Source organism: Nostoc sp. C057, assembly GCF_013393925.1.
GTDB lineage: Bacteria > Cyanobacteriota > Cyanobacteriia > Cyanobacteriales > Nostocaceae > Nostoc > Nostoc muscorum_A.
The window spans coordinates 126,890-152,638 of the sequence record NZ_CP040288.1 but is presented as its reverse complement, the minus strand read 5'-3'; the positions used below and the strand labels follow the sequence as shown (position 1 = coordinate 152,638).

The 25,749-nt window shown below is 41.5% G+C and carries 19 protein-coding genes; 17 read left to right on the top strand and 2 right to left on the bottom strand.

All coding sequences use genetic code 11. The features are described from left to right. Positions 1-13: 13 nt before the first annotated feature. From FD724_RS35285 to FD724_RS35240, 10 genes are all read left to right on the top strand, one after another. Positions 14-403 carry a response regulator transcription factor gene (locus FD724_RS35285; RefSeq protein ID WP_306297117.1) on the top strand — a complete coding sequence of 130 codons (390 nt, stop codon included), beginning with the start codon at positions 14-16 and terminating at the stop codon, positions 401-403. A 77-nt stretch (positions 404-480) separates the two neighbouring features. Beyond that, a complete protein-coding gene (locus FD724_RS35280) occupies positions 481-1,287 on the top strand; it encodes a response regulator (RefSeq protein WP_179076322.1) in 807 nt (268 codons plus the stop codon). Between the two features lie 290 nt (positions 1,288-1,577). After that, positions 1,578-3,017 (top strand): cache domain-containing protein, encoded by a 1,440-nt coding sequence (locus FD724_RS35275; protein WP_179076321.1) that lies wholly within the window; start codon positions 1,578-1,580, stop codon positions 3,015-3,017. A gap of 3 nt (positions 3,018-3,020) precedes the next feature. Beyond that, positions 3,021-5,615, top strand: a complete 2,595-nt coding sequence (locus FD724_RS35270; RefSeq protein ID WP_179076320.1) for a hypothetical protein — start codon at positions 3,021-3,023, stop codon at positions 5,613-5,615. Between the two features lie 21 nt (positions 5,616-5,636). Beyond that, the gene (locus FD724_RS35265) at positions 5,637-6,425 is read left to right on the top strand and encodes a MinD/ParA family protein (RefSeq protein WP_179076319.1); all 789 of its coding nucleotides are present in this window, start codon (positions 5,637-5,639) and stop codon (positions 6,423-6,425) included. A 73-nt stretch (positions 6,426-6,498) separates the two neighbouring features. Next, positions 6,499-7,701 carry a hypothetical protein gene (locus tag FD724_RS35260; protein WP_179076318.1) on the top strand — a complete coding sequence of 401 codons (1,203 nt, stop codon included), beginning with the start codon at positions 6,499-6,501 and terminating at the stop codon, positions 7,699-7,701. Positions 7,702-7,875: 174 nt separating this feature from the next. After that, entirely contained in the window at positions 7,876-8,970 is a 1,095-nt protein-coding gene (locus FD724_RS35255; RefSeq protein ID WP_179076317.1) for a cyclic nucleotide-binding domain-containing protein, read from the top strand. Positions 8,971-9,141: 171 nt separating this feature from the next. Continuing rightward, a complete protein-coding gene (locus FD724_RS35250; protein WP_179076316.1) occupies positions 9,142-9,411 on the top strand; it encodes a Nif11-like leader peptide family natural product precursor in 270 nt (89 codons plus the stop codon). A 77-nt stretch (positions 9,412-9,488) separates the two neighbouring features. Continuing rightward, a complete protein-coding gene (locus FD724_RS35245; RefSeq protein ID WP_179076315.1) occupies positions 9,489-10,751 on the top strand; it encodes a nif11-class peptide radical SAM maturase 3 in 1,263 nt (420 codons plus the stop codon). Next, positions 10,748-10,963 carry a hypothetical protein gene (locus FD724_RS35240; RefSeq protein WP_179076314.1) on the top strand — a complete coding sequence of 72 codons (216 nt, stop codon included), beginning with the start codon at positions 10,748-10,750 and terminating at the stop codon, positions 10,961-10,963. Before FD724_RS35245 ends, FD724_RS35240 begins: the two co-directional genes overlap by 4 nt. 118 nt (positions 10,964-11,081) lie before the next feature. Here the strand turns inward: FD724_RS35240 and FD724_RS41780 are convergent, their stop codons facing one another. Both FD724_RS41780 and FD724_RS35230 read right to left on the bottom strand, forming a co-directional pair. Continuing rightward, positions 11,082-11,783: a hypothetical protein gene (locus tag FD724_RS41780; RefSeq protein WP_242060920.1), complete on the bottom strand. Its 702-nt coding sequence runs from the start codon at positions 11,781-11,783 to the stop codon at positions 11,082-11,084. A 167-nt stretch (positions 11,784-11,950) separates the two neighbouring features. Then, positions 11,951-12,448 carry an NHLP leader peptide family RiPP precursor gene (locus FD724_RS35230; protein ID WP_179076313.1) on the bottom strand — a complete coding sequence of 166 codons (498 nt, stop codon included), beginning with the start codon at positions 12,446-12,448 and terminating at the stop codon, positions 11,951-11,953. A gap of 282 nt (positions 12,449-12,730) precedes the next feature. Between FD724_RS35230 and FD724_RS35225 the strand changes: the two genes are divergently transcribed. From FD724_RS35225 to FD724_RS35195, 7 genes are all read left to right on the top strand, one after another. After that, positions 12,731-13,027, top strand: coding sequence for a Nif11-like leader peptide family natural product precursor (locus tag FD724_RS35225; protein WP_179076312.1), 297 nt, complete (start codon positions 12,731-12,733; stop codon positions 13,025-13,027). Between the two features lie 201 nt (positions 13,028-13,228). Continuing rightward, on the top strand, positions 13,229-15,463 hold the full coding sequence (locus FD724_RS35220) for a TOMM precursor leader peptide-binding protein (RefSeq protein ID WP_179076311.1): 2,235 nt from the start codon (positions 13,229-13,231) through the stop codon (positions 15,461-15,463). Between the two features lie 13 nt (positions 15,464-15,476). Then, positions 15,477-16,937, top strand: a complete 1,461-nt coding sequence (locus FD724_RS35215; RefSeq protein WP_179076310.1) for a SagB family peptide dehydrogenase — start codon at positions 15,477-15,479, stop codon at positions 16,935-16,937. Between the two features lie 37 nt (positions 16,938-16,974). Next, the gene (locus tag FD724_RS35210) at positions 16,975-18,408 is read left to right on the top strand and encodes an MBL fold metallo-hydrolase (protein WP_179076309.1); all 1,434 of its coding nucleotides are present in this window, start codon (positions 16,975-16,977) and stop codon (positions 18,406-18,408) included. Between the two features lie 118 nt (positions 18,409-18,526). Continuing rightward, the gene (locus FD724_RS35205; protein ID WP_179076308.1) at positions 18,527-19,972 is read left to right on the top strand and encodes an NHLP bacteriocin system secretion protein; all 1,446 of its coding nucleotides are present in this window, start codon (positions 18,527-18,529) and stop codon (positions 19,970-19,972) included. Next, positions 19,959-22,253, top strand: coding sequence for an NHLP family bacteriocin export ABC transporter peptidase/permease/ATPase subunit (locus FD724_RS35200; protein WP_179076307.1), 2,295 nt, complete (start codon positions 19,959-19,961; stop codon positions 22,251-22,253). Before FD724_RS35205 ends, FD724_RS35200 begins: the two co-directional genes overlap by 14 nt. A 454-nt stretch (positions 22,254-22,707) precedes the next feature. After that, positions 22,708-25,581 carry an NHLP bacteriocin export ABC transporter permease/ATPase subunit gene (locus FD724_RS35195; RefSeq protein ID WP_179076306.1) on the top strand — a complete coding sequence of 958 codons (2,874 nt, stop codon included), beginning with the start codon at positions 22,708-22,710 and terminating at the stop codon, positions 25,579-25,581. Positions 25,582-25,749: the final 168 nt, after the last annotated feature.

Sequence of the window (25,749 nt, the reverse complement as noted above, 5' to 3'; positions counted from 1 at the left end):
GATAAACTGGTAAATGATGAAAAAAATCTTAGTAATTGAAGATGAGGCGCAAACGCGAGACATATTAGTAGAAAGCCTGCAAGCAGAAGGTTTTGATACCATTTGTGCAGAAAATGGTCGTGTTGGTGTCAATAAAGCACAAGAGTACTTGCCTGACTTAGTGATTTGTGACATTATAATGCCAGAACTTGATGGTTACGGTGTTCTGACTACGCTGCGCCAGAACTCTTTGACAGCAAAGATTCCGTTAATTTTTTTGACTGCGAAGACTAGCGATGTGGAACGGTACTATGGCATAGATCTAGGAGCAAATGCCTATGTTACTAAACCTTGTACAGTAGAGAGTTTACTAGCAGCGATCGCTAAAGTTTGTAAACTTTGCACCGGGGTCAAATTAATATGATCTATGAAATGATTTTTGTGTATAATTTTTGTGCTTTTGATTGACTAAGAATTCATCAGTTAACATCAGAGCCAACTATGACAAAAGTTTTGGTAATTGAAGATCAGGCCGAAACCAGAGATATCTTTGTAGATAGTCTAGAGACAGAAGGTTTTGAAGCCATCGGTGCAAAAAATGGTCTTGTTGGTGTGCAGAAGGCGCTAGAAAATCTACCAGATTTAGTGCTTTGCGATATTATGATGCCAGAACTAGATGGTTACGGCGTTCTCTCAACTCTGCGCCAAGACCCTACCACAGCTATGATCCCCTTCATTTTTCTGACTGCTAAGGCTACTAAGGCTGAACTTCGCCAAGGTATGGATTTGGGAGCTGATGACTATCTTACCAAACCCTCAACGGTAGAGGAATTATTGGCGGCGATCGTAACTCGATTGCAAAAACAAGCAGCAATGAAAGAGTATTACGCTGCACATTTCCCGCAAACTCTAGTTTCACCTTTGTCTGAAACTACAAAATCGGTAAACTCCCAATCGATATTTCCTTCTGACTCTCATCTGAGTCAAGTCTTCGAGTACATTGAAGCAAATTACCATCAATCAATTAGCTTGCAAGATGTGGCTATTGCTGTTGGTTACTGTCCTGCTTACTTAACTGACTTAGTACGCCGTCATACGGGACAAACAGTGAATCATTGGATTGTCGAACGTCGGATGGTAGCAGCACGTACCTTATTACTTGAAAGTAGTTTGTGCGTGAATCAGATTGCTGAAACAGTAGGTTATCAGCATGAAGGTCATTTTTTCCGCCAGTTTCGCCAATATCATGACACTACTCCCCAAGCTTGGAGAAAAGCACAATTATTAACAATTAAAAATTCAAAATGACGCTCTCTACGAGACGCTACGCCTAGCTTGTCCTCCGCAAGAGTACGCGGACTCGCTAACGCTGCGCCATCTGCTTTTTCGTACAGAAGTCAGAATTCATTCTGACTTCTGAATTGTGTTGAGGTAAAAACTAAAAAAATGTGAGTCCTATACAAAGATTGTGCATTGAAGTAGTTAGTTAGCTTTCCTAAGCTGCTAAAGATGAGGAGCAGTAAAACAATTTTGGCATTAAAGCTTCCTATTTATACGGTTATGTAAAAAATTTAGCTCAACAGGTATTACATTTTAAAATGAAGCATTTTCATCGTTTTTTTTACCCTCCAGCTTGGCCGATCGCTGCTAAGATTTCGGCGGCATTGGTTGCGGCGGCGCTGATACCGATGAGCTTCATTTCCTATTACAATCTGCGACAGAGCTTAGATAGTGTAGAAGCTGGAGAATACCGCAAGTTAGAACTATTAGCTACTAGTGTTGCTAGTCGTCTTGACCAATTAATTATTGATATTCGGCGGATTGTGGTTCAAGTTAGTAGCGATCGCAATGTGGTAAATTTCCTCGCTGCTACCTCCTCTGGAGAACGAGCAGGTTTGCGTAATGATATGCAACAAACGCTACAAAATGTCTTCCGCTCTAATCCAGACTTTGATGCTATTTTTATCATGGATAAAGAGGGACGTGCTGTTGCAGCTACCGATCCCACATTTGTTGGTCAAAATTACGCTTTCCGTGAGTATTTCCGCTCTAGCATTCAGGGTAACTCCTATATATCTAGTATTCTGGTGGGTAAAACGACGAAACGACCAGGAATGTTTCTCTCTCACCCAGTGCGATCGCCCAGTGGTGAAATTGTCGGAGTATTAGTACTTAAAATTAGAGGAGCAGATATTTGGGCAATCGTCAATACATTACAAGTAGGTTCTCAAAGCTACGCATTTCTAATTGACCAACAGGGAGTAATTATTAGTCATACCAATAAATCTCTGCTGTACCATAGCCTCATCCCTCTTTCCCCTGAGATTTTAAAGCAGATTGCCACCGACAGACGTTATGGGCTGGAGCAGATTCAGAGCTTAAACATTGCAGAGTTGAAAGTGATGGTGAAAGCTAAACAAATAGGTCACGCAACCTATCGCTTTCCACCCCAAGATATGCCCCGCATAGTTGGTTTTGCACCTTTAGCAGAACAATCCTGGGTTTTAGGAATCAGCCAACCCAAAGCACAGTTCGCTGTACCTTTGAACCGGCTGATTTGGCTGCACGGCAGCAGTGTGATAGTTGTGGGCGGTATCACAGCGATGATGGCGTTACTGTTAGCAAGAAGAATTTCTCAACCGATTCATGCCCTTACAGAAGCAGCTCAAGCACTAGAACATGATGATTTTGATTCTTATGTATTGGAACTGCATCAGAATTTGGCGAAATCAACTCATAGCCAAGATGATATCGGTCAATTGGTGCGTGTTTTCTTGAAGATGGCTGAAAAAGTCAGAATGCGAGACCAGAAGTTGAAAATGCAAGTCCAAGAACTTCGCATTGAAATTGATGAAACCAAAAGAGCTAACCATGTTGCGGAAATTACGGAAAATGAACACTTTCAGCAGTTACAAATGAAAATTCAAAAGCTGAGAGAACAGACGGTAACTGTTAGCGAAACTGAGACAGAGTACTACCGGAGATTGCAGAGTAAAGTCCAATCTTTGAAAGAGCGATCGCTAAATACTGAGGTATAAATCATGTCATCCGACGACGAACTGATATCACGGGAGGAAGTGCTGGCGGGTTTACCTGCGAGACGAGCGAATACGCTACTGTTTTTGATCGAGAGTCGGACGGCGCAAATAGTGGCGCGATCGCTAGTGGAGTTTTCCTTAACAGAGCAAGCTACCAATGAGCGTGATTTAGCTTTCTTAGAAGCCTTTGCTTTAGGAAATGCGCCACCACTGCACCCCACTATTCAGCACTTGGAACGCTACGCCAGTCAGTGGGCATCCCTAGTACCAGAAAATCCTAAATTGAAAGCTGCGATCGCCCATGCTTTGGGACAAAAATACACTTTCACTGAGAAAGTAGTGCCTCACATCCGCGCCGCTTTGGGTTTGGATGAGAAAACGGTACAGGTGGCTTATTCCCGCTTTTATAGAAAACAAATTTTAACTATTTTTGCATCCCAATTGCCACTGATTGAACAGTGGCGTTGGATGAGTGCAGCGATCGCCCAAAGTCTAGAATCTCTGCCCCCCTTCTGGCTAGCTTCCATACTCACCGTTGCTTTAGGGCTTCCCCAAGCCTTCTTAGCCTTGCCCATTGCTGTGGCTGATGTTGGGCCATTAGTTACCATTGCCTTTTTGCTGATTATTGGTACTATCAACATCTTGACGATGGCTTGTATGGCAGAAGCCGTTGGGCGTAGTGGTGACTTCCGTTATGGGAATTCTTTTATCAAACAATTAGTATCTAATTATTTAGGAAATGCAGGTTCATTTATACTTTCTATTGCAGTCGGTATCCGGGTTTTTCTGATTGCATTAGCTTGTTATATTGGTTTGTCGGTGACGATGGCCAGCTTTACACCCTTGCCAGCAGCATTGTGGGCAGCATTGCTTTTTGGTGCAGGATTGTATTTGCGATCGCGTAAATCTTTGAACTTCACCGTCGCCTTAATGGTATTTTTGGCAGTAATCAACGTGAGTTTGCTGCTGATCCTTTCACTGCTGGCATTGGGTCATGTTCAACTAGAAAATTTATTATATGTAAAATTGCCCTTTCTTGATGGTCATTTCCAACCGGGGATACTACAGAGGATTTTCGGTGTCAGCCTGATGCTTTACTTTGGTCATGTGTATGTCGGGGAATGTGGCAAACTCATACTTCCTCGTGACTCTAGCGCCACCTCCTTGATTTGGGGTAGCGTCGCGGGAACAGCTTTTTTGACTATATTGTTTTGCATTTGGGTGTTAGCAGTCAATGGAGCGATCGCCCCCCAATTGCTAGCAGGACAATCAGGCACCGCTTTAGAACCACTAGCACGAGAAGTAGGTTCCATCGTCACAGTTTTGGGTGCAGTTTTAGTCACCCTACTTTTGGGAATGGCTTGGCTACGTAGTTCCAGTCTCCTAGTAAACTTAGCTAAAGAGTGGTTGCCAGCCCGACCGAAATCTGTATTAAGCTTACCTCGCCAACAAGGAATGTTAATATTACATCCCTCTGGAGAATCCAGCCAGATTCCCCATATTGGTTTAACCTACTTGGGACAATCAGACACTCAATCTAAGTTTCGTGTAGATATTCAGTTAAGCGGCAAAGTTGATTCTGTAGAAATTACCATCGCTGAATATTGGGATATTAAAGAGCTATTTAATCAATTTCCCGACTTACGCAAGTGGGATACCCGCTTGGCTTTAGATGTCAAATCAGCTAACCAGGATAGAGCTTGTCTACAAATCATTTCACCGATGCTTTTAGTTTATGAAGGAGGTTTGAAAGCTGATGCCGGAAATTTTGCTTTTGAGCATCAGAGTCAGACGAAAAAGTTTTGGACAACCTTGCTCAACCAACGTCGCTTCTTCTTATCCATCAGCCCCTTACTGTTAGTCTTCCTGTTGACAGAGTGGCTTTTCTTAGCTGGTGTCCAATCCTTTACCAATATACTCGCCTTCGCCGGCATCCTTGGCAACTCCCTTGTTGGTGGTATTTTCCCAGTTTTATTATTAGTTTCTAGTCGGCGCAAAGGCGAACTTATACCCGGAGTAGTTTTGAAGATTCTCAACCATCCATTGTTCAGCGTGGGTGTATACAGTTTATTCTTAGGCATCTTGCTGATCCACGGCTTATTTATCTGGGAAAATTCCCTGGCGCGGTTCACTGCATTGTCAATTGCTGCGCTATCTTTAGGAGCAACTCTAGTTATGAAAAACTATGGAGCCTTTGCTTCTCGTGTGGTTGTAGAACTACGAGAAGATCAACATCTGGGAGGTAGTTCCGTATTCACAATCACAGCAGGCGGACAACCAAAAATCGCCCAAGTGCTGTTGGGATATGCCGATGGTGAGCAACATCACCAAGCAGCCACAATTGAGATTCCATCACTTTCAGCCCTGCGCTATGCCACCTTTCAGTTACCAAACAAGCAAGAAAAAGAACTCAGAGTGTGGGCGCATACAAGCAACTCCAAAGTTGACTCCAAAAGTTTGCCTGCACTAGTAGAAGTCCAGAGTGGGGACAAGAATATGCAGTTTAACTTGCAGCTATCCAACGGACGAGTTTTGCTGCCTTTGGGGGGCGATCGCTGCTGGTTAAAATTTACCTTCCCCATGCCCAATGCTCAATAAATATTAATTACGAGGTAATCTATGGCACAAATTATCGCAGTTCATTCATTCCGTGGCGGTACTGGTAAATCAAACTTGATTGCCAACATAGCAGCTACTATGGCGCTTCAAGGACAACGTGTAGGCATTATTGATACTGACATCCAATCACCAGGAATTCACGTTATTTTCGGACTCAACGAAAATAAAATAGAACGCGCACTCAATGATTATCTCTGGGGACAATGCGATATTAAAGATGCTGCCTACGACGTGACTGATACTCTCATTGCAGAACAAGGAAATGCAGGTACTATCAAGGGTAAGCTTTACCTAGTACCTTCTAGTATTAAAGCTGGTGAAATCGCCAGAATTCTCCGTGAGGGGTATGATGTAATCCGACTCAACGATGGTTTTCAGCAACTTATTCGCAGCCTGAAACTAGACTATTTATTAATAGATACACATCCAGGGCTGAATGAAGAAACCTTACTTTCCATTGGTATTTCCAATGTTCTAATAATTCTTTTACGTCCAGATAATCAAGACTTCCAAGGTACTGCGGTAACAGTGGATGTAGCCCGGAAGCTCAGAGTGCCAAAAATGTTGTTGGTAATCAATAAAGCGCTACCAAGCCTAGATTTTGCAGACTTGCAACAAAAGGTAGAAAAAATCTACAACGTCCCAGTAGCAGGTATTTTGCCCCTTTCCGAAGAAATGATGCAGCTAGCAAGCCTTGGTATTTTCTCTCTACGTCACTCTGAACATCCCATCAGTAAGACAATTACAGGAATTACCGATCAGATTGCTGGTTTAGTCGTTACTCGTTAGTTATTGAGCATTGGGGAAAGAATTCTTATAACTCCTAACTCCCCATTCCCCACTCCCTACTCCCCCATCGCCTATGATTAAACAATCATTTCGTACCGATATCCTCACCTACTTTGGAGCTACTGCTACAGAGGCGGAGGAATTATTGGTATACAATCAAAACGTTTTCGATCGCAACACATTAACTTATCCTCTCAAGTTCCCTCTTACTCCTGAATTATATGTCGCTGCTTGGGAAGAATACGCCGTTGCAGCCAGAGTTGTAGGAGTATTTGAAGTACTCAAACAACGACTGGTTCAGTTGCGATTCCCCATTAAAGAAGGTATCAGCCAAACTGAGGCGTATCTGTCTGCTACTCGTAGGGGCATTGCTACGGATGGAATGCCTGAAGCGACTGGTTTAGTTTTACAACAACCTGAAAAACTCCAATTAATACTGCATCAAAGCTTGGCTGGCATCATACCAGTATTACTAGCTGGAAACCGAGAGGACTTTCTTTCTTTAGTACAAGCCCTGACAAAGCGAAATGAACCCCAGCCAATCCCTACCTCAATGGGAGCTTGCATAATTAGCGGTTTTAATAACTGGGATCGGATTCGTCAATATCGCCAAAAATGGGAGACGGAAAATTTTGCTAGCTCAGAAATTAGTTGGGCAAAAGAATTTCAACGGTTGATACCACAGAAGCAACTTTATCAGGATAAGTTGATTATTTTGAGTAATGGCGTTTATAGCAACGTTTCAGCCAACGATATAGGACTTGAAGAATCCCAATGGCAGCAGCTATCACTAACAATTCGGCTGGAACATGAATGTACACATTACTTTACACGCCGCTTGTTTAACTCCATGCGAAACAATATCCTTGATGAGCTAATTGCCGACTACAGGGGCATTGTAGCTGCTACAGGTTATTATCGAGCCGACTGGTGTTTGCGATTTCTGGGCTTAGAGTCGTTTCCTGATTACCGAGAGGGAGGTAGACTGCAAAACTATCGGGGTAATCCACTACTTTCTGATGGGGCTTTTAGGATTATACAGGCATTAGTGAAAGCAGCCGCCGAAAATTTGCAGCGCTTTCACGCTGAGTATGCACGGAAATTAACTGATCCTAATATTCAACCCTTGATGTTAATGGCATTGACTTATTTAACATTGGAAGAATTAGCTTCAAAAGAGGCGAACTCGTTTATTCAAGAATATTTAGATAGATTGATGAAAACTTCGTGTGTAGAGACGGAAAATTTTGTGTCTTTAGAAGAATCCAAAATATAAATATAAGGTATGCGAAATCATGAAAAAACGAACCGCCCTCCGGGTTCACCAGTCGCCTACAGAAGGAAACCTTCTTGCAGCGCTAGTTCACCAAGTACGCCAAGTGCGCCAAGGTATAAGAGTTGCAGAGGGTTTTTTCGTAAGTCCTGATAAAATTAAAAGTAGGTATTAGTTATGACAGAAGTTTTGCTCAAAGAATTAACTACCAGTGATATTGATTGGATGATTGCGACAGGTCATCAACGAGAAATAGCTCCTGGCACTATACTTATCCAAGAAGGAAAAGCTACCGATTTTTTACACATTTTGCTTGATGGCATTTTAACAGTTAGCATTTCTCAACCAGATAATAATCCTTTAACTCGTGCTTTTGCAGCGATCGAAGGAGATGAAGTTTTTAGTCGGGAGATTGCCAGATTATCCAGTGGCGAGGTAGTAGGGGAACTTCCATTTGTAGGGAATCGCCTTACAGCTACAACTGTGAAAGCTGTAGAAAAATCTTTAGTAATGTCGATTTCACAACAGAAATTGGCAGCAAAATTGCAACAAGATGTTGGTTTTGCTTCGCGTTTTTATCGTGCGATCGCAATTATCCTCTCTGATAGAATTCAAAGCACCATTAATCAACAGGGACGTAACAATTTAGCACAAAGTCAACCTTTGAGGGATGTACTATTTGTGTTAGGAGGATTACATGATAGTGACATCGATTGGATGACAAATTGTGGTAAAATGCAAAAAATTCTTGCTAATACCGTACTTATCCGTGAAAGTGGGCTTGTGGATGGGCTGTATATTCTTTTAGATGGAGCCATGTCTTTATCTATTGATGAGAATGAGCGTAACCCCTTAGCTCGTGCTTTTGCTGCTATAGAAGGTAGTGAAATTTCTGGTAGAGAAATAGCCAGATTATCCAAAGGCGAAATCATCGGCGAAACACCCTTCATTGATGGGCGGCTGCCTTTAGCAACGGTTAAAGCTATTGAAGATTCAATTGTTTTGTCAATTGAACGACAGCAATTAGCCGCAAAGTTACAGCAAGATATAGGATTTGCATCTCGTTTTTATCAAGTTATTGCAACTTTGCTTTCTCAAAGATTGCAAGGAATGTTGAGTCAGCTTGGTTATGGTAGACGGGTTTATAGTAAAGGTTTACCGTTAGCTAAAGATGTACAATACGAGGATGAATTGAATGATAACGTTTTAGACCGTGTGGCACTAGCTGGAAAAAGATTTGATTGGATGTTGGGGCGGCTAAAAGTAAGTTGAATTACTGAAGGTAAAAAGGTTGGTCGATAAATCTACTAGTTTGTATAAACTCTAGTGAATCCATAGTGGTACAAAGCAAAACGAAAAAAATCATAGTATTATCCAAAGATTGTGCATTGTAGCCTTAGCTAGTTTTTCCTAATGTGTTAGGTATTCATAGGAGAAAATTATATGTCTATTGAAAGTGCAAAAGCTTTTTATCAGAGAGTTACAACAGATGAACATTTCCGCACTGAAGTTGAAAGCTCTCCAATAGAAGAACGTGGTACTTTCTTACAAGCAGCAGGATATTCTTTTACTCAAAGAGAATGGGAAACTGCTAGCGCTGAAATTTTAGAGACGACCTCAATTGATGGGGAACTCAATGAAGCTCAACTGGAGGCGATCGCTGGTGGAAGAGGATCAATTGCTCTGTATGGTTTACCACCCGAGCTTTTTTAACAATGGCTTTTGTCTAGTTAATAGATCCATAAAAGCTTTTGACTTCCCAGCCCAAGACCAAAACGCTAGGCAAAGCAATGTCTAACAAATACCATCGAACCAGTTATGCCGTTTGGGAAATCACTCTGAAATGCAACCTTGCTTGTAGTCACTGTGGTTCGCGGGCGGGACAAGCGCGGGATAGAGAACTTTCTACTGAAGAAGCTCTTAACCTTATTCAGCAGTTAGCCGATGTTGGTATTAAAGAAGTAACTCTCATTGGAGGAGAAGCTTTTTTACGTCCAGACTGGCTTGTGATTGCAAAAGCCATTACCCAGGCTGGTATGCTCTGCGGTATGACTACCGGGGGCTACGGCATCTCGCTGGAGATGGCACAGCGCATGAAAGAAGCCGGAATTGCTAAAGTTTCCGTTTCTACGGATGGAATGGAAGCAACTCACGATCGCCTCCGAGGAAAAAAAGGCTCTTGGAAATCTGGACTAAAAACCATGAGCTACCTTAAGGAAGTCGGCATCCCCTTCGGCTGTAATACCCAAATCAATCGTCTGTCTGCCCCTGAATTCCCTCACATCTACGAGCATATCCGCAATGCAGGTGCGCGAGCATGGCAAATTCAACTGACTGTTCCGATGGGAAATGCCGCAGACAATGCGGATATTCTTCTCCAACCCAGCGAGCTATTAGACCTTTACCCTATGGTGGCTCGTGTCGTTCGACAGGCTCACCTTGAAGGAGTAAAAGTTTTTGCTGGTAACAACATTGGTTACTATGGGCCCTACGAACGGTTGCTGCGGGGACAAGGTGATGAATGGGGATTTTGGCGGGGTTGCGGTGCTGGACTGTCTACTCTAGGGTTGGAGGCGGACGGTACAATTAAAGGTTGTCCTTCACTGCCAACAACTGCTTATGCTGGTGGTAATATCCGCGATCGCTCTTTGCAAGAAGTCATTGAACAAGCTGAAGAATTGCGGTTCAATCTCAATGCTGGTACACCCGAAGGAACAGCTCACTTATGGGGATTCTGCAAGACTTGCAAATTTGCTGAGTTGTGTCGTGGAGGCTGCACTTGGACAGCACACGTATTCTTCAATCGTAGAGGCAATAATCCTTACTGCCATCACCGCGCTCTCGAATTGGCAAAGCACGGAATCAGGGAGCGGGTTTATCCCAAAGTTCCAGCACCGGGGATTCCCTTCGACAACGGCGAGTTTGCCATTATTGAAGAACCGCTTGGCACACCTTGGTCAGAGAATGACCTACTTCACTTTACTGCTGACTCCATCCAATGGCCAGAAACTTGGCAAGACAAACCGGAATTTTCTTATTCTGTAGCAAAATGAATCATTTAAACAAAGAAAGTGATGAAAAGCTTTTTACAGTTCTGCTAGAAAGTTTATCTGAAGAGGTGTTAATTTCTCAGCCCCTCTTACCTCGCTCTGGTTGGCAAGATGAACAAGCTTTTTTGAGAGCGATCATTAGGGCTAAACAAGCTTTGGACATGGCAGAATTGACTGTCATTCTTTGGCAACCGAAAACTTTTTCAACTAATTAGAGAAGCTGAACAATAGCCAAACACTATATAAAAAATAGAATTTTTAGGTGGCATATTTATAGAGAAAGTATCTCAAAAATTGCCACCCTATGTTAATAGAAATTTAAGTTAATAATGCCTACTTACTGTACGGATCTCCTACTTCCTGGAGAATCTTAGATGAGTAACCGTTATCCGTCACCATTTGCGGACAGCGATAACAAGCAGCTTTTCCTTCCTGCTGCCACCAACGGCAACTAGAGCGAATCTGGCAAGCTGGTAAAGTTTCCACAACAGTTGGTAATTGCTGGACTATACGCACAGCTAAACGACAATTCGCACCATCAAAATGCCTACAAGCATCAGCTTGGCAAGACGATGCAATTCGGAAAATTTCTGTAGGCTTAACTGAGTCTGATAAAGCTAGAATTTCCTCTGTAACTGGCTGAGACTCTGTTAGATAAGCGATACTTGGTGCTTCGACAGTACCGCCTACAACACCAAACACAACAGTATTACCTATTTCTGGTTGTCCACTCGGACATAATGGCAACTTAGCCGATTCAACTACTTGTTCTAAGGAATTAGCACTTTCATTATATCTTGTTTGAAACTCCTTGGATTGAGTACTTAAATTAAGAGGCTGGTTAATATTTTCAAATAGGCTTTTCCACCCTCCGGTTTCATAAAGAGAGTGAGACTTTTTCCAAGGACTAATTGTTTGACGTGCTTCAATAGCTCTTTGTTTAGCATGAAAGGTGGCATTTTCTAACTCTTCTGATTCAATGCTCTGAGGCTTTAAGATATATTGGTTGTGACATACAGATATTGATTCTTGCATAGAGTTTAGTTTTGTTTATCTATATTGAAACTAAGGTTTTGGCTGCCAAATTGTAAAGAAATGAGGAGTTCGAGTTATATCGAACTCCCTAAGTTTTTAAGTTAAGGCAAACCTAATTAAATGACTTTCAAAACACAAAAATTTTACAAAGTGTTTACTCAAAATCATTAAGAAAGTGAGTCTAAGACTAAACCAATAGGTTGGCGAATAATACCACCTGCAACCGTCATCAAATCTAATTCACTCAGTTCCTCATTGGCAGCATTAACTGGCACAACCAGATGCTTAACAATTTTCGTGTCTTCATAAACACAAATTTTTAAAGTATTGGATAAGTCTGTACCTGTTACCTTTTGAATTGTGGCTTTGGGATTTTGTAGCAGTTGAGATTTGAAACTTTCATCTTGCCAAGCCTGTTGTATTACTGCTTGAAATCCAGGTGCTGATTCTGCAACATTACCTACCTGAGATTCTGACTTTAACGGTAAAACCAAATTTTTTAATTCTAAAGTATCTTCATGAACTTCAACTGTAATTGAATTAGAAATATGAACACCCATCTCAGTCAATATGGCTTTTGGGTTAGCAATAAAGTTATTTTTGAGTTGTTCATCAGCCCATAAACGCTCTAGAAGAGCTTCATAACTTTTGATTTGATTTGCCATTGTTCTGTTCCCTTCATAATTATGATTATCTTCTGATATTAAAATTCCGAATAGCAATGCACATTTTTTAGATAATACTCACATTTTTTTCGTTTACTGGTTATTTCTATAAAAAGCATAAACCTAATTTGGATGCTAGGAAGATTAATTAACTAGTCTATATACGGTATGCGTTTATTATCGTCATCTAAAAATATGTGAGGATTATCAAAAAATTGTGTATTGTGTTCTAATCTTGTGGATTTTATTATTTAGCTTGATAACCACAAAGAGAGAAAAGTTATGACCAACGCAACAAGTCAGGTACAACAATTTTTCAGCGAAGAAGTTTCAAAATCTCCAGCAGTAAGAGAGCAGCTTAAAACAGCAACAAACTTGGAAAACTTCAGCGAGATAGTTGTTGAAATAGGAGAGGAAAAAGGTTATAGCTTTACGAAAGAAGAAGTCAAAACTGCAATGGCTAATGATTCTTCTCTCGTCGCTGGACAGGCTAGTGATGAGTTAGAAGAATTGGAGTTAGAAAGTGTGTCAGGAGGCGTGAAGAAAATTTCGCTTTGTACTGCATCAGTGGAATTTTGATGAATTACATGTCTATTGATAATTGACACTGTTTCTAGTACTACACAACAAGTTATTTCAATAGTTTTAAATGCTCATAAAATCACGATTAATCGCGTTTACTAAGGAATGATTTATGTTGTGTTGTACTAGATTAAGGGACTTTTTTAGGTGAAAATACATCAACACAAACCTTTTTTTATGTTAATTATATAAACAAGAATGTTCAATAAACCCAAATTTAAATATCATTTTCATGTTGAGGTTGTAGAGCCGGATACAGTGTACCTTCTCAGCGAAAAAGGACATACCGCCCTCATCGGTCGCTTTTATACTCAGTTAGCACCATTGCTAAATGGTAGCTATACAGTTGATGAAATTTTCCAAAAACTACAATCGGAGGCATCAATTTTCGCGGTTTATCATGCTATCATGCGCCTAGAAAGCCAAGGCTACCTTACTGAATCTGAAGATAATTTACCACCTCAAGAGTCAGCCTTTTGGAATTTGCAAGGTATAGATTCTACAAAAGTTATAAATAAACTAATAAATGCAAAAGTTGCTGTTACAAGTTTTGGTAAAGTAAAAAAAAATACGTTTATATCTGCCTTAGAAACCCTGAAGATTAGCGTCAGCGAAAATGGAGATTTTACGGTAGTTTTAACTGATGACTATTTACAAATAGGTCTAGATGAGTTTAATCGTCAAGCCGAAGTAACTAAAAAACCTTGGTTACTAGTGAAACCTGTAGGTGCAGTTATTTGGGTTGGTCCTCTGTTTGTGCCTGGTAAAACTGGGTGTTGGGAATGTTTAGCTAAACGTCTGCGTGGTAACAGAGAAGTGGAAACATCTGTTGGGCAGCAAAAAGGAATGATTTCTACATTTCCTACTTCTCGTGCAATTCTCCCTACTAGCTTGCAAATGGGGGTAAACTGGGCAGCAACAGAAACAGCGAAATGGATAGTTACAGGAGAGCATCAACAATTAGAAGGTAAGGTATTCACCTTTGACATAACATCACTGTCAATAGAGCAACACACTTTAGTAAAGCGTCCTCAATGTGGGGTGTGTGGTGTTTCTTCTCCACAGCAAAAACCTCAACCTCTAATACTTCAGAGCCATAAAAAACAGTTTACAGCCGATGGTGGACATCGCTGCTTATCTCCACAAGAAACTCTCAAAAAATATGAGCATCATATAAGCCCAATTACTGGGCTAGTTAGGGCGTTACCCAAGCTAGAGAGCGATAGTAGTTTGATTAATGTTTACGCTGCTGCTCACCAGTCTGATAGAAAATTTGACAGTTTAAATAGCTTGCGCCAGGGGTTAGGTCATAAGAGTGCTGGTAAAGGTAAAACTGATATACAATCAAAAGCCAGTGGTTTTTGTGAAGCAGTTGAACGCTATTCTGGTATTTTTACCGAAGACAAGTACCGCATCAAAGGGACTTATACTCAACTCAAATCGGAAGCTATTCACCCAAATAGCTGTATGCACTACAGCACTAATCAATATCAAAAACGCGAAACCTGGAACTCACAACATGGGCATTTTGCTTGGGTGGCTGAACCGTTTGATGAAGATAAGGAAATCGAATGGACACCAGTTTGGTCATTGACCACTCAAACATTTAAATATCTACCTACAGCTTTTTGTTATTACGGTTATCCATTAGATAAGGGTCATCGTTTTTGTGTAGGAAATTCTAACGGGAATGCGGCTGGAAATACCTTAGAAGAAGCGATTCTTCAAGGGTTTATGGAGTTAGTAGAAAGGGATTGTGTGGCATTATGGTGGTATAACCGGTTGAGACGGCCTGCATTGGATTTAGACAGCTTTAATGAACCATATCTGCAAGCCTTACGAGATTATTACCAAACAAAAAATTACGAATTTTGGGTACTTGATATCACTAACGACTTAAATATTCCCTCTTTTGCTGCTATTGCTCGCCGTATTGATAAACCAGAAGAGGAAATAATGCTGGGGTACGGTACTCATTTTGACCCAATAATGGCAATTAATCGGGCTGTCACTGAGTTAAATCAGATGTTTGCAATGCTATCTCAGCATGACACCATGAACAATTTTGATGACGTTGATAAAGAATACTGGTTTCAAAATGCTACCTTAGAAAACCAGCTTTATCTTGCCCCAGACACCAACGCTTCACTAAAAATATCTACTGACTACCAGCAGTATTGTTGTGAAGATGACTTAAAGCAAGATGTTCTTAAGTGTGTGGAAATTGCTGCCAAACACGGCATGGAAACCTTAGTTATCAACCAAACTTGCCCAGATATTGGATTAAGTGTAGTCAAGGTGATTGTTCCAGAAATGCGTCACTTTTGGCCCCGTTTTGCCTCTGGAAGACTTTATGATGTTCCCGTTCAAATGGGTTGGCTATCAGCACCACTAAAAGAAGAAGAACTCAACCCAATACCAATGTTTTTCTAAAGTAGCTTTGCTTATGTCACAGCAGTTAGTCTTCAGTTTTAAAAAAGAGATTTACTTCACCGAACAGCCAGAAGTCGAAGCACTTGTTCTTGAGTCATCAGATTATAGATTAACTTTTAACTCAAAAAAATGTGGATTAAAAATGGCATTTCATTGCTTGGCTAATGAAGGTGCAAGCATAGAAAAGCTTAATAGTTGGGTGCAAGGAGATGAGGGAATATTTGCAGTATTAAAGTTTTATAGCTACCTGCAAAGATTCTCCTACCTTGGTTGGCTGTGTCATTCTGTCTATGCAGAAGAACTCCTAATCGCTACTGCTGTACCAATTGCTATAAATAATCAATTTGCTGACACTATAATTTCTGCCAAATCTAGATATATACTTTCTCGATTTGCTTATATCCATCAAGTTGAAGGGCAGATGATCTTAGAGTCGCCTCTATCAAAAATGCAGGTGCATTTATTTAATTGGCAGGGTGTTGCTGTTCTTGCACAGTTAGCTCAACCGTGCAATTACACAGAGTTGGCAACTCAAATACCTAGTATTTCCGTAGACACTGCCGAGCAGTTGCTTAGTTTACTAATGAATGCCCAGATGCTCTCAGAGGTTTCTTCAGACGGGAATATCTTAGAAGAAACTAATTGTGGATTTGCTCAGTGGGAGTTCCATGATTTATTGTTCCATACACGTAGTCGAATAGGGAGACATTCTAATCCTGTGGGGGGGACTTATCGGTTTTTCGGCAAAATTGACCCATTACCTGCTGTCAAACCTCGGATGTCGGATGATGTAATTAAGTTGTATAAACCCGATTTGGAATCACTCAAAAATATAGATTTTTCTTTTACTCAAGTTTTGGAATCAAGAAAGTCTATCCGGGTATATGGAAAAAAACCAATTACCGCTCAACAACTAGGGGAATTTCTCTACCGTACAGCCAGAGTCAAGGAAGTTATCCAAACAAAACGAGGTGAAATAGCTAGTCGTCCTTATCCCAGTGGTGGTGCGCTTTACGAACTAGAACTATATTTAGTAATTAATCAATGCCAGGATATTCCCTCTGGTTTATATCACTATGACCCTTTAGAACATCAACTGTGTCTGCTTTCCGAAAAAACCGAAACAGTAGAAGCCTTAATCAGGGATATCTCACAACCAATGAGACAACAGGATTTACCTCAAGTCTTGATTGTTATTGCGGCTCGCTTCCAACGGGTGGCATGGAAATATGAAAGTATTGCTTATTCCATAATTCTTAAGCATGTTGGCGCACTGTATCAGACAATGTACTTGGTTGCAACGGCAATGGATCTTGCTCCCTGTGGTATTGGTGCGGGCAATTCCGATCAATTTGCCGAGGCATCAGGATGTGACTACTATGCTGAAACATCTGTAGGAGAGTTTGCTTTAGGCAGCAAGCTAAACACTCAGAGTTGCTTAAAGTCTTTCTACGAAAAAAAGAAGGCAGGATGACTTTTTATTTAAGCATTAGTAATTAGAGGGCTGACTTATGGAAATTCACATGATTGGACATGCTTCGATATTTGTTGAAACGCAAGATTGCAAAATTCTAATGGATCCTGTACTTTGGGATACACACAGCGAAGGAATAGAAGATGTATGTCCAAAGCGAGAGGTAAATCATGAAAGACTTCCAGAATTTGATTTGTTAATCATATCTCATCGCCATACAGATCACTTTGACATTCGCTCCCTTGCCTATCTACCAAAAACAGTCGATGTTCTGATTCCTAAAGATAAACTGTTAGAAAACTGTCTTCGTAAATTGGGATATTTGCATATCTATCCTTTAGGAGATTTTAGTGAAGTTAAGATAGGCTCCACTAGTCTGCTGACTACTCGTTCAGAGAACCGCGTGCCTGAATATGGAATGGTATTTGCCGACCCATCAGGCATTTTTTGGAATCAGGTAGACTCGGCTGTTAGCCTAGATACAATTCGTTATGTAAAATCTTTATATTCGCAGGTTGACTTCCTATTGGCAGATTGGCAACCAATGTTAGAAACTAACTACCAATATAATCAAACTTTATCCTTTCCTTATTCTTCATATAACAAGTTCCTTGACAACATCAGTGTAATTCAACCAAAGGCTATTGCCCCTGGTGCCAATGGCTTCAAATTTATCAATGAGTCATCTTGGCTGAACCAAATTGTATTCCCAGTAACGCGAGAACAATTTTGTAAAGATGTAAGGCTGGTTTATCCAGAAATAGGAGAAAACGTATTTGCTCTCGATCCGAGCGACATTTTGATATTCAAAAATGGCGAGTTTAGCCATATTAAAGAAATGTGTCAATTTGTTCATAAAATTGAAGATGAGAGAGAAAGCTTAGATTTCTCACCCGTAAACTTAGACGCTCATCTAATCGATAAAAATCCAGAAAAACATAACGTTTCCGAGATGAAAGAGGCAATTGAAGAAGAAATTTTTTTCAATTTGCCTAAATTTATTATAGAAAATAAAGATCCTTTATTCCTTGAACACTTTCGCTGGAATGTACTTTATCAGCTAGAGATAGTTTTTCCTGATTCCTCTCACAAATGGTTCTTTGATTTTTCGGATAAGAATATTCAAGTTTGCTCCGGGCGTAATCCTTTAGCTAATTTCTCTACTACCATTACAGCTTCAAGTTTTTATGGTCTTTTAAAACGTATTAAAGGATGGGATTATATTTGTATGGGTGGCTATCATCGCCGCTTTAAAAAAATTTATATAGCAACACCTCATGGAATTATTAAGCCTGATACGAAAATAGAAGATCCTCTTGAACTCAGATTTCCTTACAAGGAGATTTTCGAGAGTATTCGGCAAAAAGAAGTAGAAGAATGGGCGCAACCTAATAAAAATGGAGCAATAGTCGATGAGAGCAAAACTATCATGATTGAGATAGGAAATACTCTGCTCAGGTTAGCAAAGTAAACGAATGAATAAAAATTTGTAAAAAGATTAGGTCTACATAATTAAACACGATGTGCTATTTCTCAAACTTAAAATTAGTAGGTGAGTGTATATTTAAAGATTCAGGTAGGGATAGATAATGGTAAACCAAAAAACCAGTATATTCCGTAAAGAATCCTTAGAGCGGCTATCTTCGCCTGAAAGACTAGACCAACTCATGCAGGTAGTCAGCCCCAGAAGTTGGCTACCTCTTGTCGCCTTGGGTTCGGTGGTGGGAGTAGCTGTTATCTGGAGCATTTACGGTCGCATTCCCGTCACTGTCCAAGGTCAGGGGGTACTAATTTACCCCAGCAATGTTGTGCCGTTGCAATCAAAAAGTGCAGGGCAGTTAATGACTTTTAATGTCAAAGTTGGGGATGTCGTCAAAAAAGGGCAGGTGTTAGCGACGATTGACCAAGCTGAACTCCGCAAGCAATTGCAACAGCAACAAGCTAAACTAACGGAGCTAGAGTCACAAGACCAGGCAGTTGGTTCATTGCAAGGGCAAAGATTAGAACAAGAAAAGCGATCGCAGCAACAACAAAGCCAATACCTCCAACAACGTATACTGGAACTGCGAGCTATCACGCCTCTGCTCAAAACCAAAGGTAACACCTCTATTGGACAGCAACGCCAAGGTTTAGAACAGCGCCTCAAGCAAGCCCAAGCTCTAACTCCTGTTTTCCTCCAAAGAATGGAAATCCGCAAACAGCTATTCAAAAAAGAGGGGGCGATTTCTGGTGATGAAGCACTCACGGCTGAACAAGAATATTTGCAAAACCAGGAAAAAATTGTTGATATCCAAAATCAGTTGAAAGAACTGGATGTAAAAGCAACGCAAACAGAAAAAGATTATCGGGAAAACCTCAGTACCATTTCTGACTTACAAGCTCAGTTGAAAGAATTAGACAGCAAACAGGCTTCTGTGGCTCAACAAGACCTGGAAAGTGTCACCACCCGACGAAAAGAGATTCAAGATGTTAAGCGACAAATTGCCCAATTAGAAGTGCAATTAGGCAATGATAGTCAGATTATTAGTCAATATAGCGGGCGCGTTTTAGAAATCACGTTGACACCAGGACAAGTTGTTAGCGCCGGAACTCGCCTCGCAACCATTGAGGCGGAAAATCCCAAAAGCAAGCTGGTTGGCGTTACCTATTTTCCTGTTGCTGATGGTAAGAAAATTCAGCCAGGGATGAAAATACAAATTACTCCCCAAACTGTGAAGCGGGAACGCTTTGGTGGCATTGTGGGTAATGTCACCAGTATCTCACGCTTTCCTATTACCAAAGAAGCAGCCGCTAACGAGGTAGGCAATTCAGAAGTGCTAGAAGGCTTAGTGTCTCAACAACAAGGACTGATACAAGTATTTTCTGACCTTGATTTAGATACCAACACACCAAGCGGCTATAAGTGGTCTTCCTCCACAGGGCCAAACCTGAAAATTTCTTCGGGAACTACTACTGTTGTGCGAGTCAACGTGGAAGAACGCGCTCCTATCACTTTCGTTTTACCTATTTTGAGGTCGGTCAGTGGTATCTATTAAATCTACTTTAGTAACACCTTTTAATCCTTGGCAGTATTTACAAAAATTACTACCACGCCGTAGCATTCGGGTAAAAACACCTACGCTTTTGCAAATGGAAGCTGTGGAATGTGGTGCTGCGGCTTTGGGAATTATTTTAGGTTACTACGATCGCATTGTACCACTGCCACAACTGCGGCGAGATTGCGGAGTTTCCCGCGATGGCAGTAAGGCATCTAATATGCTCAAAGCTGCCAGAAGTTATGGACTTGAAGCTAAAGGGTTTAAGAAACAACTCAAGCAACTGCAAGAACTACGTCCTCCCTATATTGTTTTTTGGGACTTCAACCATTTTCTTGTAGTAGAGGGATTTCGCAAAGAGCGAGTTTATCTCAATGACCCCGCTACGGGGCCGCGTCATGTATCTTTACAGGAATTTGACGAGGGGTATACGGGTGTGGTGCTGGTGATTGAACCAGGGGCGGAGTTTGTTAAAGGTGGTCGTAAACCCAGTATGATTTTATCTCTGTGGTCACGGCTACAGGGGGCTGGAGATGCTTTAGTTTACTCTCTAGTTGCGGGATTTTTCTTAACGGTGATTGGGTTGGTAGTCCCTGTGTTCAGCCAAGTGTTTGTAGATGACATCTTGGTGGAGGGACGGCAATTATGGCTGCGTCCTTTGCTTGTGGGTATGGCGATCGCTGCTATACTCCAAGGATCGCTAACTTTACTACGGTTGCGCTATCTCCGCCGCCTAAAAATCAAACTGGGTGTAGGGATGTCCAGCCGCTTCCTGTGGCATATCCTCCGCTTACCTGTCAGCTTTTATGCTCAACGTTTTGCTGGAGAAATCAGTAACCGAACTACTCTCAATGACCAAGTTGCTGATGTTCTAGCAGGAAAGTTGGCAACTACAATTATTGATACTTTGATGGTAGTTTTTTATGCCTTAGTCATGGTGCAATATGACTGGGTGCTGACCTTAATGGTGGTCAGCTTTGCTGCTGTAAACGTCTTAACCTTGCAGTGGATTTCTCGACAACGGGTAGATGCTAATCAAAAATTGATACAAGAGTATGGTAAAGCGGCTGGGTTATCCATTGCTGCACTTCAAAGTATTGAAACACTCAAAGCATCAGGCTTGGAGTCAGATTTCTTTTCGCGGTGGTCAGGTTATTACATCAAAGCTCTAAATTCTCAGCAGGAATTAGGAGTAACAAACCAGACATTCTCAGTATTACCCACGCTCTTATCCGCCCTTTCTTCGATGTTTTTGTTGGTAGTCGGTGGTTTACGAGTAATGGATGGACATCTCAGCATTGGGATGCTTATCGCTTTTCAAGGTTTAATGTTAGGTTTCCAACAACCTGTTAATAATCTCGTCAACTTTGGTACTACTCTCCAGGAATTGGAGGGGAATTTGATTCGGCTGGATGATGTACTGGATAATCCGATTGGGGAGGGAGTGGGGAGTGGGGAGTGGGGAGTGGGGGAAGCAGAGGAGCAGAGGAGCAGGGGAGCAGGGGGAGTAAATTCTTCCTCATCTCCCTATATTCTTCCCAAACTACAGGGATATGTGGATTTGCAGAATATCACTTTTGGTTATAGCCGGCTGGAAGCGCCATTGATTGAAAACTTTAATCTTTCAATTAAGCCTGGACAGCGAGTAGCTTTGGTAGGTGGAAGCGGTTCTGGGAAATCTACTATTGCAAAACTGGTAAGCGGACTTTATGAATCTTGGGCGGGTGAAGTTTGCTTTGATGGTAAACCGAGAAAGGAGATTTCCCAACAACTACTAACCAACTCTGTTGCAATGGTGGAGCAGGAAATTTTGCTGTTTGGCGGTACGGTTCGGGACAATTTGACCCTCTGGGATACTACTGTACCAGATAAGAACCTGATGCGGGCTTGTCAAGATGCCGCGATCGCTGATGTAATTCTCTCTATGTCTGGAGGATTTGATGCTGAACTCATAGAAGGTGCTGCTAATTTAAGTGGCGGTCAGCGACAACGCTTAGAAATCGCTCGCGCTTTAGTGAATAATCCTTCGATACTCGTCATGGATGAAGCCACCAGCGCCCTAGATGCAGAAACAGAACAAATCATTGACCAAAATCTTCGCCGCCGGGGATGCACCTGCATAATTGTCGCTCATCGATTAAGCACTATCCGCGATTGCGATCGAATTATTGTTCTAGAGCGCGGAAAGGTTGTACAACAAGGCACTCACAAAGAATTGTGGCAAGTTGACGGTGTATATTCGCGGTTAATTCGCACTGAAGGAGAAGCGGTGGAAGCATGAAAAAGGGACTTCCAAGAAATAAATTATCCAAATAAACGAACCACAGAGACACAGAGAACACAGAGAGAGGACAAATAGAGAGAGTTTTTGCGTCAGTTTTGGAACATTTTTTTATTTGGAAATCCCTTCTTCTCTTTGTGTCCTTCTCTGACGAGACGCTGCGCGAATGTGTTCTTTGCGGTTTGTTCAAAAAATTGACTTTGACCAAGCGTATTGAGACTTAATGTTCAAACTTAAAGACTTAATGTTCAAGCCTAAAGACTTGATGCTCAAGCTTAAAGACTTAATGCTCAAGCTTAAAGACTTAATGCTCAAGCTTAAAGACTTAATTGTTTAGGTTCAAAGTTCGGTTAAACCAAGAGACGTGATTTATCGCGTCTCTACCAAGGACTGATTCTTGTAAAAACGGCGATTTATCGCGTCTTTATAATCTTGCCACACTCCCCATTTTAAAATGCTAATAGGTCAAATTTACATAATTAATGGCAATGAACCAATTCTACTGAATGACCCTTCTAAAGTTTGGGTAGTTCAGTCTGGCTCTCTGGCTTTGTTTGCTGTCACACTTAAAGATGGCATTATCGAAGGAACTCGCCGTTATCTATGCACTATTAATCAAAGTGAAGCACTTTTTGGAACTGCTCATCAACAGTGTCAAATTTTAGCAGTTCCAATTGGCGAAACTGAATTACTACAAGTGCATCAAGAATGTTTTCGGGAGTTAGTAGCGAATGCAGATGCAAAAGTGTTTGCTTGGATAGAAACATGGCTGTTGCAACTAGGTGGTGTATTCTCCCAAGTTACCATGCCAAAAATTCAGGTGAAGGCTCAGGAACAAACACAATTTTCTTTAAATAATGCTCAGACTTTCCAGCCAGAAGCAGGCATAACCTGTTGGGTACAACTTCAACAAGGAACTGTCCGCTTTTTGGGGTTTGAGGAACTTACCTTAACGCCAACTACTGCAACTTTTCCCCTGACTGATAAAATGTGGTTGGAAGCCGTGGAGGGAGTTCAACTTACAACTAACACTACCAGCAAATTATCAAATCCAGATACACTGCTGGCTGGGTTATCTCACTTGCATACTCAACTCTTGCAATGCATCAATATTATAGATGAGCAAGAGGCACAAACAGAAATAATGCGGTTGCGCGATCGCCAACGCCTAAATCGCCAAGTCACAATGGAAGCTTTAGGCGAACTAGCATTAACCCTGAATCCTCAAGATGGGGACTTTTTCTTAGAAGGTACTCCTTTGCTGGTGGCGGCTGGTGCGGTGGGTAGAGCAATGGGGATAAAAATTCGTCCCCCGTCTCGTTCGGAAAACCTCAAGCGGCTCAAGGAACCTTTAGAAGCAATTGTTCGGGCTTCCCGGATTCGGATGCGGCAGGTGCTATTGCGAGATAACTGGTGGGAAAAAGATTCTGGGGCTTTAATTGCCTACACCCAAGATAACCGCCCAGTCGCACTACTGCCGATTTCTCCAACTCGTTATCAAATTTTTGACCCGATTGAACGTACCCGTGTCAAAGTAGATGAACAGATAGCTGCAACATTGGCTCCTATTGCTTATATGTTTTATCGCTCTTTGCCCGATAAAGCACTGCAAGCTATTGATATACTGAAGTTTGCACTTCAAGGACATAGCCAAAGTCTACTGGCAATTGTATTTAGTGGTATTGCCGTGACGCTGTTGGGGATGATTACACCTTATGCCACGTCAATTATTATAGACAATGCAATTCCCGATAGCGATCGCGATTTATTACTGCAAATCGGCTTAGGTTTGCTGGTTGCAGCTTTAGGTACAGCTTTATTTCAGTTAGCACAGGGTTTTGCTCTGTTGCGGATGGAATCGGCTGGCGATGCTTCCACCCAAGCGGGGGTATGGGATCGGTTGCTCAACTTGCCAGTGTCTTTTTTCCGACAATACACAACCGGGGATCTACTATCCCGCATCACATCGGTAAGTACAATTCGCCGCAAACTCAGTGGGACAAATCTGATTAATTTGATTACGAGTTTGTTTGCACTGTTTTATTTGGGACAGTTATTTTATTACAACTACAAATTAGCTCTGATTGCCGTTGCCGTTGCAGTAGTTGCGATCGCTTTCACCACCCTCTCTGGTATGCTGCTGTTAACCAAGGTGCGTCCGCTACTGGAAGTCCAGGGTAATATTTTTGGGCAGACAGTACAGCTAATCAATGGCATTTCTAAACTACATATTGCTGGTGCCCAAGAACGCGCCTTCGCTGCTTGGAGTAAAAACTACACTCGGCAAATTAAGCTGGAACTGAGTACACAACGCATAGAAGATGCCGTTGTCCTGTTCAATACAGTCATGCCCATACTGACTTCTGGAGTACTTTTCTGGTTTACGATTAAACTGCTGGAAGCTCCGCAAACTTCAGGAACAGTTGAATTATCTCTTGGCACCTTCCTGGCTTTTAACACAGCTTTTGGTAACTTTACCAGAGGTACTACAAACCTCAGCAATACAATTACAGAAATTTTGCAAGTTATCCCCCAGTGGCAACGCACACAGCCAATTTTGGCAACTATCCCAGAGGTGGATATGTGCAAAGCTGATCCTGGTAGACTCATAGGGAAAATTACTGTAGACCATGTTACCTTTTGCTATCGCAGTGATGGCGCACTAACATTAGATGATGTGAATATCTCTGCGGAACCAGGAGAATTTATTGCTCTAGTAGGTGCTTCTGGTAGTGGGAAATCGACCTTACTGCGATTACTACTGGGATTTGAAACTCCAATTGCAGGTGGTATTTACTACGATGGTCAAGATTTATCTGGGTTAGATGTGGATGCAGTGCGCCGACAATTGGGCGTAGTTTTACAAAATGGTCAGCTAAATTCAGCTTCCATTTTCGAGAATATTGCAGGTGGCGCACAGATGACCTTAGATGAAGCTTGGGAAGCAGCGCGGATGTCTGGATTTGCTGATGATATCACCGCCATGCCCATGCAAATGCATACTGTGGTCAGCGAAGGGGGTAGTAATCTTTCTGGAGGACAACGCCAAAGATTGTTGATTGCTCGTGCTTTGGCATTAAAACCCCGGATTTTATTTTTTGATGAAGCTACCAGTGCCCTTGATAATAAAACTCAGGCAATTGTGAGTGAAAGCTTAGATAAATTACAAGTTACCAGAATTGCGATCGCTCATCGACTTAGTACCATCCGTAATGCTCACCGGATCTATGTACTCCAAGCAGGTAGAGTTGTCCAACAGGGAACTTTTCATGAGCTAGCTGCTGTTGAAGGTCTATTTGCCCAGTTAATGGCTCGGCAAATGGGCTAGTTACTTGAGATATTGAGATTTATGAAAGCTGCGGATACATGAGAACTCTTGCATAAATATTTTGTGGTATAATTAAGGGTTATTTTTATTTTCAATTTAGGGACATTAAAATAGTAAGAGATTATGATTTTCTTCTAACAAGTATTATCTGGCGATAAGCCTACGGCA

Excerpts from the sequence above, each read along its gene's own strand:
- FD724_RS35205 (WP_179076308.1), top strand. The coding sequence starts at position 18,527 with ATGGTAAACCAAAAAACCAGTATATTCCGTAAAGAATCCTTAGAGCGG.
- FD724_RS35230 (WP_179076313.1), bottom strand. The coding sequence starts at position 12,448 with ATGGCAAATCAAATCAAAAGTTATGAAGCTCTTCTAGAGCGTTTATGG.
- FD724_RS35280 (WP_179076322.1), top strand. The coding sequence starts at position 481 with ATGACAAAAGTTTTGGTAATTGAAGATCAGGCCGAAACCAGAGATATC.
- FD724_RS35210 (WP_179076309.1), top strand. The coding sequence starts at position 16,975 with ATGGAAATTCACATGATTGGACATGCTTCGATATTTGTTGAAACGCAA.
- FD724_RS35285 (WP_306297117.1), top strand. The coding sequence starts at position 14 with ATGATGAAAAAAATCTTAGTAATTGAAGATGAGGCGCAAACGCGAGAC.
- FD724_RS35255 (WP_179076317.1), top strand. The coding sequence starts at position 7,876 with ATGACAGAAGTTTTGCTCAAAGAATTAACTACCAGTGATATTGATTGG.
- FD724_RS35245 (WP_179076315.1), top strand. The coding sequence starts at position 9,489 with ATGTCTAACAAATACCATCGAACCAGTTATGCCGTTTGGGAAATCACT.
- FD724_RS35240 (WP_179076314.1), top strand. The coding sequence starts at position 10,748 with ATGAATCATTTAAACAAAGAAAGTGATGAAAAGCTTTTTACAGTTCTG.
- FD724_RS35270 (WP_179076320.1), top strand. The coding sequence starts at position 3,021 with ATGTCATCCGACGACGAACTGATATCACGGGAGGAAGTGCTGGCGGGT.
- FD724_RS35260 (WP_179076318.1), top strand. The coding sequence starts at position 6,499 with ATGATTAAACAATCATTTCGTACCGATATCCTCACCTACTTTGGAGCT.
- FD724_RS35225 (WP_179076312.1), top strand. The coding sequence starts at position 12,731 with ATGACCAACGCAACAAGTCAGGTACAACAATTTTTCAGCGAAGAAGTT.
- FD724_RS35250 (WP_179076316.1), top strand. The coding sequence starts at position 9,142 with ATGTCTATTGAAAGTGCAAAAGCTTTTTATCAGAGAGTTACAACAGAT.
- FD724_RS35275 (WP_179076321.1), top strand. The coding sequence starts at position 1,578 with ATGAAGCATTTTCATCGTTTTTTTTACCCTCCAGCTTGGCCGATCGCT.
- FD724_RS35195 (WP_179076306.1), top strand. The coding sequence starts at position 22,708 with ATGCTAATAGGTCAAATTTACATAATTAATGGCAATGAACCAATTCTA.
- FD724_RS41780 (WP_242060920.1), bottom strand. The coding sequence starts at position 11,783 with ATGCAAGAATCAATATCTGTATGTCACAACCAATATATCTTAAAGCCT.
- FD724_RS35215 (WP_179076310.1), top strand. The coding sequence starts at position 15,477 with ATGTCACAGCAGTTAGTCTTCAGTTTTAAAAAAGAGATTTACTTCACC.
- FD724_RS35220 (WP_179076311.1), top strand. The coding sequence starts at position 13,229 with ATGTTCAATAAACCCAAATTTAAATATCATTTTCATGTTGAGGTTGTA.
- FD724_RS35265 (WP_179076319.1), top strand. The coding sequence starts at position 5,637 with ATGGCACAAATTATCGCAGTTCATTCATTCCGTGGCGGTACTGGTAAA.